The sequence below is a fragment of the Petrotoga olearia DSM 13574 genome, from assembly GCF_002895525.1.
GTDB lineage: Bacteria > Thermotogota > Thermotogae > Petrotogales > Petrotogaceae > Petrotoga > Petrotoga olearia.
In genome coordinates this window covers 15,283-33,560 of the sequence record NZ_AZRL01000020.1, presented here as the reverse complement: position 1 = coordinate 33,560, position 18,278 = coordinate 15,283, and the positions used below count along the sequence as shown (strand labels likewise).

Genomic DNA, 18,278 nt, shown 5'->3' with positions numbered 1-18,278 from the left:
ATAATCAAATTCATATATCCTTTTATATCATATATCTGTACGAGTTTATCAACAATATTTGCCACTTCTTTTCGACTGATAGTATCGATTCTACCCAAATTAGCGATTATCGTTTGATTGTTCTTACCGTTTACACGATAACTTTCTACTATTCTTAAGTATTCTTTCCCTTGATTGTTTTTTACGGTTCTAACATACATCCAAATCATCTCCCAACCTCATAATGTCTTTAATATTATACCACATAACTATTATGAAGTCAAGAAAATAATATAATTAAAAGAGAAAAAAGTGTCACTACATCAAAAAATTTTTTTCAAAAAAATAGGTGTTTTATCCCCTCAAACCCGCTTTCTTCCGTTCGGTTTACTGAAAATTCATCTCTCAACTGTCAAACTCAGGAAAAAGTTTAGAAAGTTTATAAAAAAACAAGAAGTAGACAAGTTTAACTTTCCAAAATTAAAATAAAAAAGGGCTAAAAGCCCTTTTTAATATATGAAAAACACTCTGGCTTCACCCGGATTGATTGTTACTCTTAAATGTGTATCCTGAACATTCCAAGAGCTTTCTCCTCTTCTGTAATTTTCCAATTTTGTTTGTATATTATGATCACTTTTCCAGGTATAATATCCGAGGTCTATATCGAAGAAGTACGGATTTTGAAAGTTGGTATTGATGGGTATGACAACTCCTTTTTCTCCGTTCCACCAAAACATTGCACTTGCATCTTCAGAAAAATCAATAAAATGATAATTATCAGGGTTTTTCAAAAGATCTTTGACTTCTTCTTTTAGTTTGCCCAATAAGGTGAGTAATTTCACCATATGATGGTCTGTATCCCAATGCAATACATACCAATCGAAGAATGCAAGTTTGCCATAAAATTGATCTGTTGAAGCTAAATTTTTAAATCTTTCCTCCACCGGATCATCTACATCTAAGCCTGTGTTCATAGGCTGAGGTTCAAAAAGCTCATATCCAGAGTTTATAAAAGTTATTCCGTTAGGCATGAAAGTATTTACCACCGCCGTTAACTTTGAAAAAGTTTCTTTACCTTCCCTAGTAACCGCTCTTGGGGTATCTGGTGTCTCTGCCGTTGCAAATGTAGGTAAAGATAGTTTCGGTGCTATTTCTGAGATAAATTTTTTGAATTTGCCTTCTTTTATTCTCGGCTCAGCCCACCATGAATTTCCCAAGATTCCATCATAACCACTTTTTTTTGCTTTTATATGGTTGTCCATGTTCAATTCTTCTGCTATTATTACAAAGGCAGGGTCGTAGTCTTTTGCCCTTTTTATAATTTCATGTTCAAGTTCATCAGGTAGAGCGTGGCCCATATCTAACCTTGCACCATCTATCCCGAAATTTTTCTGATAGAATGGGATAATGTTTGCTATTAAGTTCCAAAGTTCAGTATTTTTTTCTTTTCCTGGGAACAAACTCGATTTAACAACATCAAAGAGCACATAAGGAGGTTGATTTGCGCCATCTATATATTTTAGAGCTTCTTCTGGATGAGAAAGATAGAGTCTTAAGAAAGTGACATCCTCCCATGCCGGCTGGGGATCATTTATCCAATCTGAAAATCCTGGAACGGTTATTACTTTAAACTCTTTAGCTATTTCATCTAAAAAATCTGGATTATTTTTATTTTTATTTATAAAGTTCTCCCATTTTTGTGGATTCTGAGTTTTTGGATCCCATCTAAATTTTTTAAGATGATTATTGACTTGCTCGTCATTGTATACAATTTTTAAATTTTCTTTGCTTGGTTGAACAAATCCTAAACCTTCAACTTTAGGTGGGGCAAAATCGTTCATTTCATCTATATCTATCCAATAGAACCAATCGGGATGTTCTAAAATAAGGTCGTTGTCCCTTGATCCAGTTCTTGGTACAAAATCCAACAAGACTCTTATTCCAGCAATATGAGCAGCTTCGACGAAGGCTGCAAATTCTTGATCAGGTGTGAATTCACTTTCCAAAAGTGTGTCATGATAATCTTTTTCTACAGAGAAAAAGTTTTTGACTGCATAAGGTGAGCCTACTTCGCCTTTTTTAAATTTATTGCTTGATTGAGTTATCGGAAGTAAATAGATACTATCAACGTTATAGCTAGAAAAATAAGGTATTAACATCAGCATTTTTAAGAACGTTCCTGATTCAGTATAACCTTTTTCATCTATCGGAACGAATAAAGTAGTTTGATCATGAACATAGGCAGCTGTAGCTCTTACATGAGCAGAATAAACTATGCTTGTTCTAATCCAATCAGGGTTCTTAACATTTCTAATGAAAGAAAGAGGTTTGCTGTAATCCAATTCTTCTACGGTATTTATTAATAGATTATCTATTATGTTGGATATAAACTCATATGGATTAACAAAAAATTTTCTCCCAGATAGTTTAACCTTACCGGTATAATCAGGTGGCATCCATCTTTTCGGTATTGCGTAATCGTCTTTACCAAGTGAAATTTTACTTTTTAAATATCTGTTAATTTCAGATAGAATAGGCATCTTTTACTTCCCTCCTCAATAAAAATTGGCGGAGGCGGTGGGACTCGAACCCACAAGGGGATAAACCCCACCGGTTTTCGAGACCGGCCCCTTAGCCAATTCGGTGCACGCCTCCACAAGTTATTGTAACTATTTATTTTATAAGGCCCAAACCTTGGAGATACTTTCTGGCAACAATTTCTGGTTCTAAACCTTCAAAGTCAACCAAGTAATTCAGCCTTATAATTATATCCTCATTTAAATACAATGTCAATGGTTTTAAAATTTCTTGATTGACCAGTCAATTTTTGCTCCTTCACTGAATCCGTACCTTTCAAAAAAACCTGCCTTTACCTCTAAAGCATATTTGAAAGGTTTGTAAATTATGTAAATAGGGCAGGGTGATTCTTCACAAGGTTTCATATTTTGTATATCTAATATTGTTCCATTGCTATCTATAAAAGCGATATCAAGTTCAACAAAAGTGTTTTTCATCCAAAAGCCCCTTATTCCAGGATTTGGAAATACAAAAAGCATTCCATATTCTTCTGGGATATCTTCTCTGTACATTAAACCGAATTCTCTTAATTCGTTCGTATTAGCAATTTCAATAGGAATTGTCACAACTCTTCCTTCTTGTGAAATAGTTAGAGTTCCTTTCGGAAATTGCGGTATATTTATTGTTTGACTCAATAAATTGGTTGAAAGAATCATCGAAATTAAAAGAATAAAAGCCAGTTTTTTCATAATTTTTTGCTCCATAATGATAAATTAGGCTTCGAACTTTTGTCGAAGCCTATTTAAATTTCTTTTATCTTTTAATGTGATTTATAATTTCGTTTAAATCTGGTTGATCCCTTAATTCGTAAACTTTTAAAAATTCAATTTTTCCTTCTTCATCAATTAAAAAATTGGCTCTTTTGGAAAAACCGTTTTCTTTATCAAATATACCGTATTTTGTAGCAACTTCTCCGTGAGGCCAAAAATCTGACAAAAGTTTAAGCTTGTTGATTCTCATTTTTTCAGCCCATGCTTTTTTTGATGGAGACGCATCAACACTTATTCCCAAAGGTATTACATTGAGTTTTTCTAATTCGTCATATTTTACATCCAAATTTTTCATCTGAGTTTCGCAAACCCCTGTCCAGGCTAGAGGATGAAAGGAAAGTAAAACCTTTTTCCCTTTAAAATCAGATAAAGAAATTTCATTACCATTTTGATCTTTCACTTTAAAATCGGGAGCCAAATCTCCAACATTCAATGCCATAGTATCACCTCTCATCTCATTGAGTTTATAAAACCTTCTAATTTGTTTACATCTATGCTTCTTTTAAAAAGAGGATCTTTGTTTTGCTTATAAATAGTTAATTGTTCTTCAAAAGTTGGTTTTCCTTTTTCTTCATATATTATACCCAAGGGGATTTTGTCTTCTTGGAAAGCCGTTTGTAAAGCTTGCATTTTATCAGAGGGATCGTAATCTTCTCCTAATTTATAAGTGTGTTCATTAAACCAGGCGTAAGTATTTATTTTGTTAAACGTCACACATGGTTGGAACAAATCAATTAGCGAGTATCCCTTATGTCTGATAGCTTTTTTAATGATTTCTTTCGTGTTTTGCATATCTCCCACAAAAGCTCGTGCAACAAAAGTAGCTCCGTTAGCTATAGCCACAGCAATAGGGTTGAAGGGGTTTAGTATTACTCCGTTTACTTGAACCGGGGTGACCATTCCTTGTGGTGAAGTAGGAGAAGCCTGTCCTTTTGTTAATCCATAAACCCGGTTATCATGGACTATGTTTGTTATGTCCACGTTTCTTCTCATATTGTGGATAAAATGGTTTCCCCCTTCACCATACATGTCTCCATCGCCACTTTCAGCTACTACGTATAAATCTGGATTAGTCGCTTTTATGGCAAAAGCAACAGGTAAAGCTCTACCATGAAGGCCATTAAAAGCATTGTTTTTGAAATAATGAGGGATTTTTGCTGCCTGTCCTATTCCTGAAACGAGCACGAAATTGTTGGGAGTTATTTCTTCCATTTCTTCCAAGGCTTTTTTCAATATATTCAGTATTCCAAAATTACCACAACCAGGGCACCAAGCAATGTCTAATTCTTTTTCATTTTCTAGGCTAAAAATATTTTTTCTTTCACTCATTGTAATTCCTCCCTTATTTTAGCGGTTAACTCTTCAACGGAAAACGGCATTCCATTGAATTTTAGTATCTTACTATCTATTTTTATGCCAGTTTCTGCTCTTATTAACTTGGCAAATTGGCCTGTGGCATTGTTTTCAACATCAATTATTTTTTCTGCTTTCACTAAAAATTCAACGGCATTTTCTGGGAAGGGAAAAACTTGACTAAAGTGAAGCATAGCAAGATCTTTATTATCTATATTTTCTATTGCCTCTTTTACAACATTATAGTTTGAACCCCAACATACTACGAGATATTTGTAGTTTTCATTTCCAAAGAATTCTGGAGAAACAAAATCATCTTTTAAAGCGTCATATTTTTGGAGCCTTTTTTCCACCATTTTAATTCGAATATCCAAATCTTCAGTTAAATGACCTTCCTCGTCATGTTCATCACTATCCACGATAACTAATCCTTTACCGAAGTTGGGTATGCCTCTTGGTGAAACGCCGTTTTCTGCTTTTGATAAATCATATCTTTTATAATCTTCAGCAGTTTCGACGAAATATTTTTTATTTTCAATTTTGGAAAGGTCCAACTTTTTAACGTTATAATACGAATCAACAAAAAATTGATCTGTCAAAATAAATACTGGGATCTGATATTTATCGGCGATATTAAACGCCTTTTGAGTTAAATAGAAAGCTTGTTCAAGATTACCAGGAGCAAAAACCAGCCTTGGAAATTCACCATGGCCAGCGTGTATAGCAAGATTTAACCCTTCTTGAGCGGTTCTTGTTGGTAAACCTGTTGCAGGTCCAGGTCTTTGAGCTAGGTGAATTACTAATGGTGATTCGATCATACCAGCTAGAGAAAGTCCTTCTTCCATTAAGGCAAAACCACCATCGGAAGTAGTTACCATTGATCTTGCACCAGCGTACCATCCACCTATCGCCATGTTGATCGCGGCTATTTCATCTTCGGCTTGTTCGACTAAAATATCGAAATTTTTTGAGAAGTCAGCTAAATCAACAAGAACTCCCGATCCAGGTGTCATGGGGTATGCAAAAATCGAATCACAATTTCCGGCCAACGCACCTAGAGATACCGCATCAGTTCCACTAATTAATAGATCGTCTTTTAAAGTTTCATTTGCAGAGATCTCTATTTTTATCTCTCCGTTTTCAGAAAAGTCTTTACCCAATTTGTAACCTTCTGAAGCAGCTTTTATGTTATCTGAAACAATTTTTTCTCCTTTATCTCCAAATCTTTCTCTTAGATACTCTTCTATCGTTTTTATGTTTATTTTGAAAAGACCCAAAATTACACCAACAGCAACTATATTTGCATATATTTCATTGCCTATTTCTTTTGCAATGGAGAGGATGGGGACGTTGAAAAGATTTTTGTTTTCTAATTTCAAAGAATCGTTGTCTGCTATGATTAGGGTATCTTCATTCACTCTGTCTCCTAGATGTTCAACTGAACTTTTTGTAAGAGGTATGAGTATATCAATTTTGTCAACGTAACTTTTTACAGGTTTGGAACTTACCCTTATTTCAGTTGAATTGCTTCCACCTCTAACCCTCGACATGTACTCTTTTGTGGCAAATACGTAATAACCTTCCCTTTTAAGAATAAAAGTTAGCAGTCTTTCTATCGTTTGAATCCCTTGGCCTGCTTCACCAGATAAGACGATTGATACATCTTCTTTAATAGTTTTATTCATTAGGATTCCTCCTCAAATTTTGTTTTCTACTTGTTCAATTATATCAGACAAAATAAGTCGAAAATGAAATGCAATGTAAAAATTTTAAATATTTTTATAATTTTTGATTATGAAATTATAAAAGGAATTTCCAGCCATTTTTGTTTAATTTAAATTCTACAAATTCACCTCGAAAATCGTAATTTACTTCTTCTGGAAGTACTATTGTTTCATAATTCTTTAAGTTAACGAATACCCCAAAACCTTTTTTATTTTCGTTGGAAAATCTTGAAAAGCTAAAGTATTTTGTACACAATCCTTCAACTTTTCTAGAAATAGAGTAACTCGTGTGAATATTGTTGAGAACTTTTTTAGATTTATCAACATGTATTTCTCGAGGTCTTCCCCAGTCGTATAATCTATAAGTTAAATCTGAACTTTGTTGTATTTCAAGTAAAAAGCTATTAGGTCCTAAGGTATGAACGGTTCCTGCGGGTATGAATATAGAATCGAATTTGTTCATTTCATAATTTTCTAATACCTCATCCCATCGATTGTTCTCAAAAGCTTGCAAAATATATTCGTTATTATTTGATACTTTAATTTGACCGTTATCTTTCAGAAAGTACCAAGCTTCCGATTTTCCCCATGGCTTGTTTTCTAATTGTTTAGCCATTGTATCATCCGGGTGCAATTGTATGGAAAGCCAGGATGAGGTTGCTATTAGTTTTAAGAGTAAAGGAAACTTTGGGAAAAGTTCACTTGCTTTTCCATACTCTCCTTGGCTATTTTTCCCATATAGGACGGTTTCACACCCATCTAAAGGTGAATATAGCCAGACTTCTCCTATCGGCTGGGGTTTTTGGTATTTGAAAATTTTGTTTAATTCACTACTTCCCCAAATTTTTTCACTAAAAACTGGTTTTGAAATAAGGGGTTCTAATATCTGCATGCTTACCTCCTGTTAAATTCTTTGAATTCAGTTTCTAATATGCTCAGTCGTAATAATATTTTGTCTTTATATGCTTCTGAACCGCCGTTGTAAATACTGTATGCATCTTCTTCACCATAACGTAATTTGATATCGTATAAGTATAAGATAGAAGTCATTAATTGTACGTCCGGCCTTTCTTTTACCATATCCCAATACCAGGGCTCGAAGAAATTGACTCTCTGGTAAAATTCAGGATAATAATGTTTTAAATACCAATAAGTAGGGGCTTGAATTTGAAAATATCCTAAGCTATCTCCATTGTCCCCTTTTATGTTTTTAAAATTTGTTTCTACTATTCCTATAGCAAGTAATTCGATAGGGTAAACATATTCAGTTACATAGGGAAATTCTTTATATAATATTTCAAAAACTTTAACGAATTCTTTTATTGTTGTATCGTCCAAAGTATAGTTGCTTTTTAAGTATTTTTCAAAAAAAATGATTTGTTTTTCATAGTTAGACAATTTGGAAACTAGAAAAACAATTATTGTACAAGTTATTATAAGTAATGCAAGTAGAAATAGATACTTCATACTTCTATCAGCTAAGGATTGTCTCATTTAGCTCTCCTCAGTGTTATTTTTATATATTAAAATAATTATACCATTTTTTGCCAAAATACTTAATCAGATTTTAATAAAAATCAGCTGTTTTGTTTATATTAATATTTTAAAAAAATCACACAATCTTTTCTCACAAATAATATAATGATTCCTAAATTATGTTAAAATATTGAATGCTGAGAAGCAGAAAAATGATTGGTAAAAGGAGTATTTAAATGCTTTTGGACAATGTTGCCTTGGGGAGATACGTTGAATTAGACTCATTGATGCACTCTCTCGACCCAAGGGGGAAACTTTTAGGGTTGTTCGTTTTAGCAGGATTCGCTTTTTCTATAAACAGCTTTTACGACGTTTTAATTATGTCTTCGTATACTTTGTTGTTGATGTTGTTATCTAAATTAAGTTTGAAGTATTATATGAAATCCTTAAAATCAATTTGGTTTATAGTTATCTTTGCCTTTGTAATTCAATTATTCACAATAGGAGGAAATACACTTTTTAAGATCGGATTTATTAGAATAACAGATACCGGTTTATTTAATGCCGCTATAATTACCTTCAGAATATTATTTGCAGTTTTGTTATCTTCTGTTCTCACGTTAACTACTTCTCCTACCTCTTTAGCTCATGCTCTGGAGGATATCTTGAGATGGTTTTTTGTGCCAAAACGATTTGCCCATGAAATATCGATGGTAATGACGATAGCTATAAGATTTATCCCTGTAATTGCAAATGAAGCGGATCGAATAATGAAGGCACAATTAAGTCGTGGAGCTAACTTTGATGATAGAAAATTGACCGGAAGGATTAGAGGGGCTATATCTATAATTATTCCTTTGTTGGTGTCTGCCCTGAGGAGGGCTGAAGATTTGAGTATTGCTATGGAAGCAAGAGGATACAGCGGTTGGGAAGGGAGAACAAGATTTAAACAGTTTAATTGGGAAATAAAAGATACTTTTTTCCTTATTTCTTTTTCTTTCGTATGTTTCACTATTATTTTTATTTAGTGGGGGTTTTTGATATAATTTAAATAGATAAAAAACATTGAAAATAGATTTGAGGTGTCCAATGAATTTTCAACACTTATATGGACCTATTCCTTCTCGAAGGTTGGGAAGATCCTTAGGAGTAAGTCCAATACCTTTAAAAACTTGTAATTTTTCTTGTGTATACTGTCAGTTGGGAAGAACGGTTAACATGACAAACCAAAGAAAAGAATTTTTTGATTTACAAGATATTTTGGGAGAGTTTGATTTTTATATTAAAAACGGAGTATGTAAGTTTGACTTTGTAACAATAGTTGGTGAAGGCGAGCCATTATTATACTCTAAAATTGGAGAACTAATAAAATCTATAAAAGCTTATATTGATAAGCCCGTTGCCGTAATTACGAATGGGGCACTACTGTCTGAAGAAAAAGTAAGAGAAGAGTTAAGTGAAAGTGATCTGGTAATGCCAACACTGGATGCCTATGACCAAAGGACATTTAAAAGGATCAATAGGCCTCATAAAAGTATATCTTTTGATTCTTATGTTAATGGACTGATAAGTTTTTCTAAAAACTTTAAAGGTAAAATCTGGATGGAATTTATGATGATAAAAGGGCTAAATGATGATGAAGAATCTTTAAGGAAAATCAAAGGACTTTTTAATAAGATAAATTATGATAGATTATATATAAATTTACCGATGAGACCTCCAGCGGAAGATTGGGTAAAAGTTCCAGAAAAAGTAAGAGTTGAATTGGCTCAAAATATCTTAGGAGGAATATCCCTTGATTTTTTAGCGAAGGAAGATTTTTACAGCTCGATTGGAGATGATTTTGAAGCTATTTTAAGTATAATAAAAAGGCATCCGATGAATCAGTACGAAATTGAGAGCTTTTTAAATCAAAGAAAATGTGAAAACAAAAATGTGATTTTTGAAAAATTAGGAAAAGATGAAAAGGTTGAAAAAGTACAGTATTTTGGATTAAATGTTTACAGGTTAACATCTGTGAGGAGGTAAATAAATGTCTGAAAATAAAAAAGATAAAGAAAATAAAAATACCAAAGAAGAAAAAAAGAAAGTAAGATTTTCCAATATAATTTGGGTTTATATAATATTTGCGGTTATTTTTATTGGTGCTCTCGTTGCTTTGAATTGGGAAAATAACCCCATCATATCCTATTCTGAAATGTTAAGCTTGATCAATAACGGCCAGGTAGAGTCCATAAAAATAAATCAAAACGGGGACGTGACAATATTTGCTAAAGATGGTTCTACTTATGAATCTTTTTCTCCGGCTTTGGTAATTGATAAACAGTATGTGAATAGTTTAATTCAAAAAGGTATAAAAGTCGAGTATATCGAAAGCGTAGCCTCAAAGTGGTGGTTTGGTTTATTGATTAACATAATTCCTATAGTAATAATGGTACTTTTCTTTTTTTGGTTATATCGTTCCGCTGCATCAGGTGCTAAAAGCAGTATGAACTTTGGAAAGAGTAAGGCAAAGGAGTATGAACCCATTGGTGAAAAAGTTACTTTTAAAGATGTAGCAGGAATCGATGAAGTTGTGGAGGAAGTAGAGGACATTGTAAAATTTTTGAAAAATCCTCAAGAATTTCAAGAATTAGGTGCAAGAATGCCTAAAGGAACTTTGCTGGTAGGCCCTCCAGGAACGGGTAAAACTTTGACAGCAAGGGCTATAGCTGGTGAAGCAGGAGTACCCTTTTATTATGCAAGTGGTTCAGATTTTGTTGAACTTTTTGTAGGAGTTGGTGCATCCCGAGTTAGAGACCTTTTTAAAACAGCTAAAGAAAATGCTCCTTCAATAATATTTATTGATGAGTTAGACGCAGTAGGTAGACAAAGAGGAGCTGGACTTGGCGGCGGGAACGATGAGAGGGAACAAACTCTTAACGCCTTGTTGGTGGAACTCGATGGTTTTGATTCTTCTACAGGTGTTGTTGTAATGGCTGCTACAAATAGACCTGATGTTCTTGATAAAGCTTTACTTAGACCCGGTAGGTTTGATAAGAAAGTATTAGTTGGACCACCGGACAGAAAAGGAAGAGAAGAAATTTTAAAGATACACACACGTAAAAAGAAAATAGCCCAAGATGTTGATTTAACATTGTTAGCTAAAAGGACGCCGGGCTTCGTAGGAGCAGATTTAGAAAATCTCGTTAATGAAGCTGCTTTAATAGCCTCAAGAAAGAAGAAAGTTCAAATTGAAATGAATGATTTTGAGGAGGCTATTGATAGAGTATTAACTGGTCCGACCAAAAAGTACAGAATAATATCCGATAAAGAGAAGAAAATTTTATCGTATCATGAACTAGGACATGCTGTATTGGCTTATTTATTACCTAATACCGACCCTGTTTATAAAATTACTATAATTCCAAGGGGTATAGGCTCATTAGGATCTACTTTACAAATTCCTGAAAAAGACAGATACCTAATTAAAAAATCTGAAATACTTAATAGAATCGTTGTAGCCCTTGGAGGAAGAGCGAGTGAGAAATTAGTGTTCAATTTTGCTACCACAGGCGCAAAGGATGACCTAAGAAAAGCTACGGACTACGCAAAATCCATGATTTATAGGTTAGGAATGTCCAAAAAGTTGGGACCGGTGTATTGGGAAGGAGAAGAGGAAGAAATATTTTTGGGTAGTGAGTTGACAAAACAAAAGAATTATTCCGAAGAAACTGCAAAAGAACTTGACGTTGAAGTTAAGAAAATAATTAACTCTATGTATGATAAAGCTGTTGAGCTGCTTCAACAAAATAAAGAGAGAATAGATCTTCTAGCTTCTTATATTTTCAAAAAAGAAACGATCTATGGAGATGAATTCAAAAACCTTATGAATAAAAGCCTTGAAGAGTTAAAAGAATATATTGGTGGAGAAAAAGAAATAAGTGAATTTCTTAAAATAGATGTTGTAAATCATGTTAACTATCAACCTGTGTAAAAAGAGAGGAGAAGATAATGATAAGAGCTATTATTTTTGATATGGATGGGGTCATCATTGATAGTGAACCGATTCATTATGATGCAAATAAAAAAATTTTTGAGGAACTGGGAATTCCAATGAATAGAAGTTTATATAGCAATTATATAGGTGTAAGTAACCAAGAGATGTGGCAAGACTTAAAAAATGAGTACAATCTACAGCAAAGTTTAGAAGAGTTGGTCGAAAAACAAAACTTAGAGAATTTGGAATTATTAAAAAAATGTGTTAAAGAGCCTTTAGAGGGTGTAATAGAGCTATTACAAACACTGAAAGAAAACAATTATAAAATAGCATTGGCTTCTTCCTCCCCGATGAGATTGATCAAAGAAGTTCTTTGCATGTTTAACATTGAGAAATATTTTGAAGTTGTAGTGAGTGCAGAAGACGTTACTCAAGGCAAACCTAAACCAGATATTTTTATATACACTGCTGGATTGTTAAAGGTTAAACCATACGAATGTGTAGTTATAGAAGACTCAAAGAATGGCGTAAAAGCGGCTAAAGTTGGTGGAATGAAATGTATAGGTTTTAAAAACCCTAACTCGCTCAATCAAGATCTATCGAAAGCAGATTTAGTGGTAGAAAATATGAAAGAAATAACTTTAGAATTAATAGAAAAGTTAGAAAAAGTGGAAGCTTAAGATTAAAGGATTTTAATTATTTCATAATTTTTTTGGCTATTATGCTAGGAGATAAAGAGAAATCAAAATTAACTTCTAAAAAAACGCTTGTGACAATAATAGAGAACAACACCGTCACAAACAACTTATTTATGGATTTCCCCATTTTTATGAATAATAAACGTTGTCCACAAACCAATCCATTTTCATTAATTCTTCGTCTTCGATATCTTTGCCTTTTGAGACTTTTATATTACCAGCTTTATCAAAAATACAGCCCCTGAAAGGATGAAATCTATTCTCTATAATATCTGTTCTCACAGTATCAATCAGGTTTTTTGTTGTAGAAGGAACTATTTCACTTATAGGGGACAAACAAACAACTCCGCTCTTAAGCCCACCCCAAAAGTTCTCGATCTTTTCTGAACCGGAAAATAATCTAAATAAAGAGAAATTTGACCCTCTCAATACATCTTTAATGATGTTTTCATAATAAACACCCCAATTCCATACCACGGAGGTTAAATGGGTAGTTGGGGCGTAATCTTTCATATCAAAATGGTAACCAATGGTATAGACACCGTATTCTTCTCCAACTTTGCAAACTTCAGGAGAATCTTGATGGTGAGTTAAAACATCCACTCCGATTTCATTTATTAAATACTCTGCCGTGTCTCTTTCGTATTCTAAATTGCTCCAAGTATTCGTCCATCCAACAAATACTTTTGATTTTGGATTAACGGCTTTTGCCCCTAAAGCAAAAGCATTTATTCCCATTATAACTTCAGGTATACCGTAAGAAGCAACGTAACCTATTTTATTGTTGGTTGTCATAGCCCCTGCTATCATTCCAGAGAGGAACCTTGGTTCGTACATGCGACCGAAATATGTATTAATATTCTTGGTAGTACGATATCCGGAAAAATACATGAATTTAACATTTTGAAAATCCTTTGTATTCTGATTTTGTAAGAAGTCAAAACTGGTAGAAAATATTAGGTCGAATTTTTCTTCTTCTAGTTGTTCTAATATTCTTTCATACGTTTTTAAATCGGAAATATTTTCAAAATACTTTGTTATTATTTCACTTCCTAAACGTTTTTGAACGTATCTTCTTCCCAATTCATGGGAATATGTCCATGCGGACTCCCCTATTGAAGTGTTGTAAAGGAAAGCGACTTTTAATGTTTTCCCCGCGAAAATCTGAGGTAATTTGAATAAAGGTTCTGATGGTTTACCTAGACGTTCTTCTAGTTCTTCTATTAATTCGTTAACTTGCTCCCTCATTTCTCTCTCAATAACAGGAACATTCTCCAAACCAAATTTTTTTAGATATTCTAAAAAGGCCTCTTCTTCAGTGAGTGAAATCTTGTCCTTAGCAATTTCCCTATACAGCTTCCTAAATAAGAGATATACTGAAGTGATCGATTCATCATATTTTTTCTCAACAAACTCACTTTTTTTCTTATAATCTTTGATTAACTCGTAAAGTTCTTTGAATTTGCCCTCTTTGTTGAACCAGATTATATTGATTTTTGTCTTTTTATAAAAATCTAAAAATTCATAGTAGATTCTTATTTCAGGATTATTTTCATCCCATTTTGGAATCAACCTCGTAACTTCCCCACGGACTGAAAAGGCGTCTGAATATTTCAAAATGCTTACCCTTTTGTTTCCTTCAACAATGTAAAACCAGTTCATATATTCGTAGGCTGTTACAGGATCTCTTATTCCTTCAGATATATGAGCTTCATACAAATTAATCCATTTGCTTGCAAATTCTGAATCAGTTTTCATTAAAGGATAGAAATTTGCTGAAAAAGATATTGAACGAGAATGGTAATATGTTCCTTTGATTCTTTCTATAGGGATATCTATAAGGCCAAGTTTTTCTTCTTTAATTATTTCAACGTTGTGGATGATATCTTCTAAACACGGCAGATACCCCTCTTTTCCTTTTGAAATATTAGCCAAAAAGTCTTTATTTGCTAATCTATTAGCTTTTTCGTACTCGCTTCTGCTGAGACTTCTTGAGGTTCCATACACCAGTTTAGCCCCCTTTTTTTGTGGGCACGTTAAGGGGTAAACCCCTTAAGATCCCCAAGTTCAAAATCAAAGTTTATTATAAAAAAGATTTTTTGCAAGAAACAGCAAAACCTTTTAGGGATATATTCTTATAATAATAATTCTATAATACAACACAATAATTAAAATTTCGTTTAAAAAAATTAATTATCCTCTAAATTAAAATAGTTTTTGTACTTATCTTTTTATAAGTACGAATTTCTATAATTTCTTTTTTTTCATCATTGTATTTTATTAATTTGTAAGGTACGGCATTTATTAGATAAGATACATTATTTAAGAATTTAATTTCAAAATCAAGCTCCTGAAAATGGTATCTTGGATGGATATGACCGTATATCCAAATTTTCGGAAGTGCTCTAAGATAAAATTCCCCCAAGGCTCTTGAAGGGGTATGAGATTGACCGTATTTTTTTATTGTATTTTTTATGTAAGGTGGATTGTGTGTAATCATTATATCAATTTGCTTATTCTTGCCGCCTTTAAAGATTGTGTTGAAAAGTATCTCTCTTTTAAATTTATTAATATCACTTTCTTTGAAATAAAAAGGTCTATATCCATGAGCTAGAGCCCCAGAAAATCCTGCTACTATGATATCTTTGCCTATGAATTTTTTTAAGTTAACTATGCCATGATTTAAAATATAGGCTCCTTTGTATACCTTTGAAAAAGAGTTGTTTTCCTCTTCGTATAATTTATAATACTTTTTGTCATGATTACCGTGCACCATCAAGCTTAAGGATGGTTTGAATTCGTTTATTACATAATCCATATATTGTGGAGAAAGATCTCCACCGCAAATAAGTAAGTCAAACTTTTTCTTGTCTTTATTTGTTAAATATACTTCCTCATCAGAAATTGCAATTATATCTATCATCATTTTAATTCCTTTTTAATTAGAGCCTCTATAAAATTATTTTATCAAAAAATATAAATAAGTTGAAATTTTGCGTAATAATAAAGTCAAGGATTTCTACAGAATTGATAGAAAGTATGAGAATCGATGGAGCAAGCGAATTAAAAATATTTTAGAGGATCATAATACAGTTATCTCAACCTGTAATAGCTGTCTTAAAAGATTATAATGTAGGCTCAGCTTTAGCAGCTGGATTAATTATTCTTTTCCGAAGATGTTCACGAGGAAGGGAACTGTCCAACTATAGCCCAGTATATCCTAGAGGATCGCTCAACCAAGTATGGTCTTCCATGGCTGCAACATTATTTCTTTGAATTATCAACGATTATAGGTAATTTGAGCCGATTAGGCAGAATTATAAGCGGTTATTGTATAAATAATTAATTTCATTTTAGAACGAATTAATTGTATAATATAAATAAGAATTTATAAAAGGAGATGATCAACGTGAGTAAAGTCGAAGATTATTTTAATGTGGAAGGCAAAGTGATAGTAATAACAGGTGGAGCAGGCGTTCTATGCTCTGAAATGGCTAGGTCTTTGGGAGAAGCTGGTGGAAAGATTGTTATACTGGATCTATCAGAAAGAGCCATGGATATGTTAAGTATTGAACTGGCAGAAAAAAATGTTGAACACATGTGGATTAAAACCAACGTCTTGCAAAAAAATGATTTAGTAATAGCAAAAGATGAAATTCTTGAAACATTTGGTAAAATAGATATACTGATAAACGGGGCAGGTGGCAACAAACCCGAAGCAACAACAAGTAAAGATAAATCTTTTTTTGAACTCCCAGAAGATGCAGTACAATGGGTTTTTAACTTGAACTTCTTAGGTACATTTTTGGCAAGTCGAGTGTTTGGAGAATATTTTGCAGAAAAAGGTTATGGAGAGATAATAAATATCTCATCGATGAACGCATTTAGACCCTTGACAAACATCCCTGCTTATTCTGCAGCTAAAGCTGCTGTGAGTAATTTTACGCAATGGTTAGCGGTTCATATGAACCACAACTATTCCAAAAAGATAAGGGTCAATGCTATAGCTCCAGGATTTCTATTAACTAATCAGAATCGATTCTTGCTGACCAATCAAGACGGTAGTTTAACCCAAAGGGGAAATCAAATATTGAATCATACACCTATGGGAAGATTCGGAGAGCCTAAAGATCTAGTTTCTACAGTGATGTGGTTGATAAGTGATAGTTCTGAGTTTGTTAACGGTGTTGTTGTTCCAATAGATGGGGGCTTCTCAGCGTATAGTGGCGTATAATATATTTTATTTTTCTTTGGGAGAGAGTTAGATAAAAAATGGAAGGAGTTGATGTAATGGATCAGCAAAAGAGCGATATAGCGGTTATAGGAATGGCGGTGATGGGGCAGAACCTTGCTTTAAACATGGAATCTAAGGGTTTTAAGGTATCCGTTTACAATAGAACAAATGAAAAAACCGAAAGATTTGTTGAAGAAAGAGCAAAAAATAAAAATATCCGAGGGACCTACTCTATTGAAGAACTTGTTTATTCATTAGAAACACCAAGAAAGATCATTCTGATGGTTAAAGCTGGTAAACCGGTTGATGATGTAATCAACGAACTTTTACCCTATTTGAATAAAGAAGATATAATCATAGATGGAGGGAATTCTTATTACAAAGACACAGACAGGAGATACGAAGAATTACATAAAAAAGGAATAAGATTTTTAGGAACTGGTATAAGTGGAGGGGAATACGGCGCATTACATGGTCCATCCATCATGCCTGGGGGAGATAAATCCGCATATGAAGAGGTAAAAAATATACTTGAAGCGACTGCTGCTCAAACAGAAGATGGTCCATGCGTTGCTTACCTTGGCCCAAAATCAAGTGGGCATTATGTGAAAATGGTTCACAACGGGATAGAGTACGCCATAATGGAATTAATAGCAGAAATATACGATATTATGAGAAAAGTGTTTAAAATGACTCCTCAGGATATGAGTAAAATATTTAAAGAATGGAATGAAGATCACAAATCTTATTTGATGGAAATTACTTATAAGATTTTAGAGTGGAAAGACGAAGAAACTGGTAAGCCAATTGTTGACGTCATTTTAGATAGTGCAAAACAGAAAGGTACCGGGAAATGGAGTGTTCAAGACGCTTTAGACTTAAATATATCCATACCCACTATAAACGCTGCCGTAAATGCAAGAACCTTGTCCTCAATAAGAGATGAAAGGATGAGGATTGGAGAAATATATGGAACCCCCAATAAAATGAGTGTAAATGAGAGCTTTATAAATTCATTAAGGGATGCGTTGTATATTTCAACGATAATTGCTTATGCGGAAGGTATGAAGCTGTTGCAAGTAGCATCTAAAGAATATGAATATAATTTAAATCTATCAGAAGTCGCAAGAATCTGGGAAGATGGATGTATAATAAGATCCGAATTTTTAAAACCAATACAAAGAACGTTTAAAAAAGATTCCAATTTAGTAAATTTGATAATTTCTGATGAATTCAAAAGTGATTTTAAGGAGAAAATTCCAAAGTTGAGAGAGGTAGTTTCAGAGATCAAAAAAGCTGGTCTACCTATTCCTGCTCTAAGCTCAGCCCTTGATTATTTTGATGGGTTAAGGTCAAAAGAGTTACCGGCGAATCTGATTCAGGCACAGAGGGATTATTTTGGTGCTCACATGTACGAAAGAAGGGACAAAGAGGGAATATTTCACACAGAATGGCAAGATATACATAATATCTAAAAAAAGGGGGTAA

The 18,278-nt window shown here is 33.3% G+C and carries 15 protein-coding genes, 1 tRNA gene and 1 pseudogene; 6 read left to right on the top strand and 11 right to left on the bottom strand.

Annotated features, from left to right (window positions below; all coding sequences use genetic code 11):
• From X929_RS07045 to X929_RS07000, 9 genes and pseudogenes are all read right to left on the bottom strand, one after another.
• Nucleotides 1-200 (bottom strand): annotated as a pseudogene (locus X929_RS07045) (IS1634 family transposase); the annotation flags it as partial.
• Between the two features lie 288 nt (nucleotides 201-488).
• The gene (locus X929_RS07040) at nucleotides 489-2,519 is read right to left on the bottom strand and encodes an alpha-amylase family protein (protein ID WP_103067318.1); all 2,031 of its coding nucleotides are present in this window, start codon (nucleotides 2,517-2,519) and stop codon (nucleotides 489-491) included.
• Nucleotides 2,520-2,545: 26 nt separating this feature from the next.
• Nucleotides 2,546-2,634 (bottom strand) — tRNA-Ser (locus X929_RS07035).
• Nucleotides 2,635-2,777: 143 nt separating this feature from the next.
• On the bottom strand, nucleotides 2,778-3,245 hold the full coding sequence (locus tag X929_RS07025) for a DUF192 domain-containing protein (protein ID WP_103067317.1): 468 nt from the start codon (nucleotides 3,243-3,245) through the stop codon (nucleotides 2,778-2,780).
• A 64-nt stretch (nucleotides 3,246-3,309) separates the two neighbouring features.
• Nucleotides 3,310-3,765: a peroxiredoxin gene (locus tag X929_RS07020; RefSeq protein ID WP_211286751.1), complete on the bottom strand. Its 456-nt coding sequence runs from the start codon at nucleotides 3,763-3,765 to the stop codon at nucleotides 3,310-3,312.
• Between the two features lie 11 nt (nucleotides 3,766-3,776).
• Nucleotides 3,777-4,655 (bottom strand): thiamine pyrophosphate-dependent enzyme, encoded by an 879-nt coding sequence (locus X929_RS07015; protein ID WP_103067316.1) that lies wholly within the window; start codon nucleotides 4,653-4,655, stop codon nucleotides 3,777-3,779.
• Nucleotides 4,652-6,364, bottom strand: a complete 1,713-nt coding sequence (locus tag X929_RS07010) for a 2-oxoacid:acceptor oxidoreductase subunit alpha (RefSeq protein ID WP_103067315.1) — start codon at nucleotides 6,362-6,364, stop codon at nucleotides 4,652-4,654. Before X929_RS07010 ends, X929_RS07015 begins: the two co-directional genes overlap by 4 nt.
• A gap of 115 nt (nucleotides 6,365-6,479) precedes the next feature.
• On the bottom strand, nucleotides 6,480-7,295 hold the full coding sequence (locus X929_RS07005; RefSeq protein WP_103067314.1) for a type I phosphomannose isomerase catalytic subunit: 816 nt from the start codon (nucleotides 7,293-7,295) through the stop codon (nucleotides 6,480-6,482).
• 2 nt (nucleotides 7,296-7,297) lie between these two features.
• A complete protein-coding gene (locus tag X929_RS07000; RefSeq protein ID WP_103067313.1) occupies nucleotides 7,298-7,897 on the bottom strand; it encodes a hypothetical protein in 600 nt (199 codons plus the stop codon).
• 218 nt (nucleotides 7,898-8,115) lie between these two features.
• Here X929_RS07000 and X929_RS06995 point away from each other — a divergent pair, with 218 nt between their 5' ends.
• From X929_RS06995 to X929_RS06980, 4 genes are all read left to right on the top strand, one after another.
• On the top strand, nucleotides 8,116-8,907 hold the full coding sequence (locus X929_RS06995) for an energy-coupling factor transporter transmembrane component T family protein (protein ID WP_103067312.1): 792 nt from the start codon (nucleotides 8,116-8,118) through the stop codon (nucleotides 8,905-8,907).
• A 61-nt stretch (nucleotides 8,908-8,968) separates the two neighbouring features.
• The gene (locus X929_RS06990) at nucleotides 8,969-9,907 is read left to right on the top strand and encodes a radical SAM protein (RefSeq protein WP_103067311.1); all 939 of its coding nucleotides are present in this window, start codon (nucleotides 8,969-8,971) and stop codon (nucleotides 9,905-9,907) included.
• A 4-nt stretch (nucleotides 9,908-9,911) separates the two neighbouring features.
• Nucleotides 9,912-11,855 carry an ATP-dependent zinc metalloprotease FtsH gene (gene ftsH, locus X929_RS06985; protein ID WP_103067310.1) on the top strand — a complete coding sequence of 648 codons (1,944 nt, stop codon included), beginning with the start codon at nucleotides 9,912-9,914 and terminating at the stop codon, nucleotides 11,853-11,855.
• A gap of 17 nt (nucleotides 11,856-11,872) precedes the next feature.
• Complete coding sequence (locus X929_RS06980; protein ID WP_103067309.1) at nucleotides 11,873-12,538, top strand: HAD family hydrolase; 666 nt, start codon at nucleotides 11,873-11,875, stop codon at nucleotides 12,536-12,538.
• A 147-nt stretch (nucleotides 12,539-12,685) separates the two neighbouring features.
• On the opposite strand, the gene X929_RS06975 is transcribed toward X929_RS06980, so the two are convergent.
• Nucleotides 12,686-14,563 (bottom strand): BMP family ABC transporter substrate-binding protein, encoded by a 1,878-nt coding sequence (locus tag X929_RS06975; protein ID WP_103067308.1) that lies wholly within the window; start codon nucleotides 14,561-14,563, stop codon nucleotides 12,686-12,688.
• Between the two features lie 193 nt (nucleotides 14,564-14,756).
• Nucleotides 14,757-15,482, bottom strand: coding sequence for a metallophosphoesterase family protein (locus X929_RS06970; protein WP_103067307.1), 726 nt, complete (start codon nucleotides 15,480-15,482; stop codon nucleotides 14,757-14,759).
• A gap of 483 nt (nucleotides 15,483-15,965) precedes the next feature.
• Between X929_RS06970 and X929_RS06965 the strand changes: the two genes are divergently transcribed.
• Together X929_RS06965 and gndA are read left to right on the top strand one after the other, a co-directional pair.
• Nucleotides 15,966-16,790, top strand: a complete 825-nt coding sequence (locus X929_RS06965; protein ID WP_103067306.1) for an SDR family oxidoreductase — start codon at nucleotides 15,966-15,968, stop codon at nucleotides 16,788-16,790.
• A 56-nt stretch (nucleotides 16,791-16,846) separates the two neighbouring features.
• Entirely contained in the window at nucleotides 16,847-18,265 is a 1,419-nt protein-coding gene (gndA, locus tag X929_RS06960) for an NADP-dependent phosphogluconate dehydrogenase (RefSeq protein WP_103067305.1), read from the top strand.
• Nucleotides 18,266-18,278 lie beyond the last annotated feature (13 nt).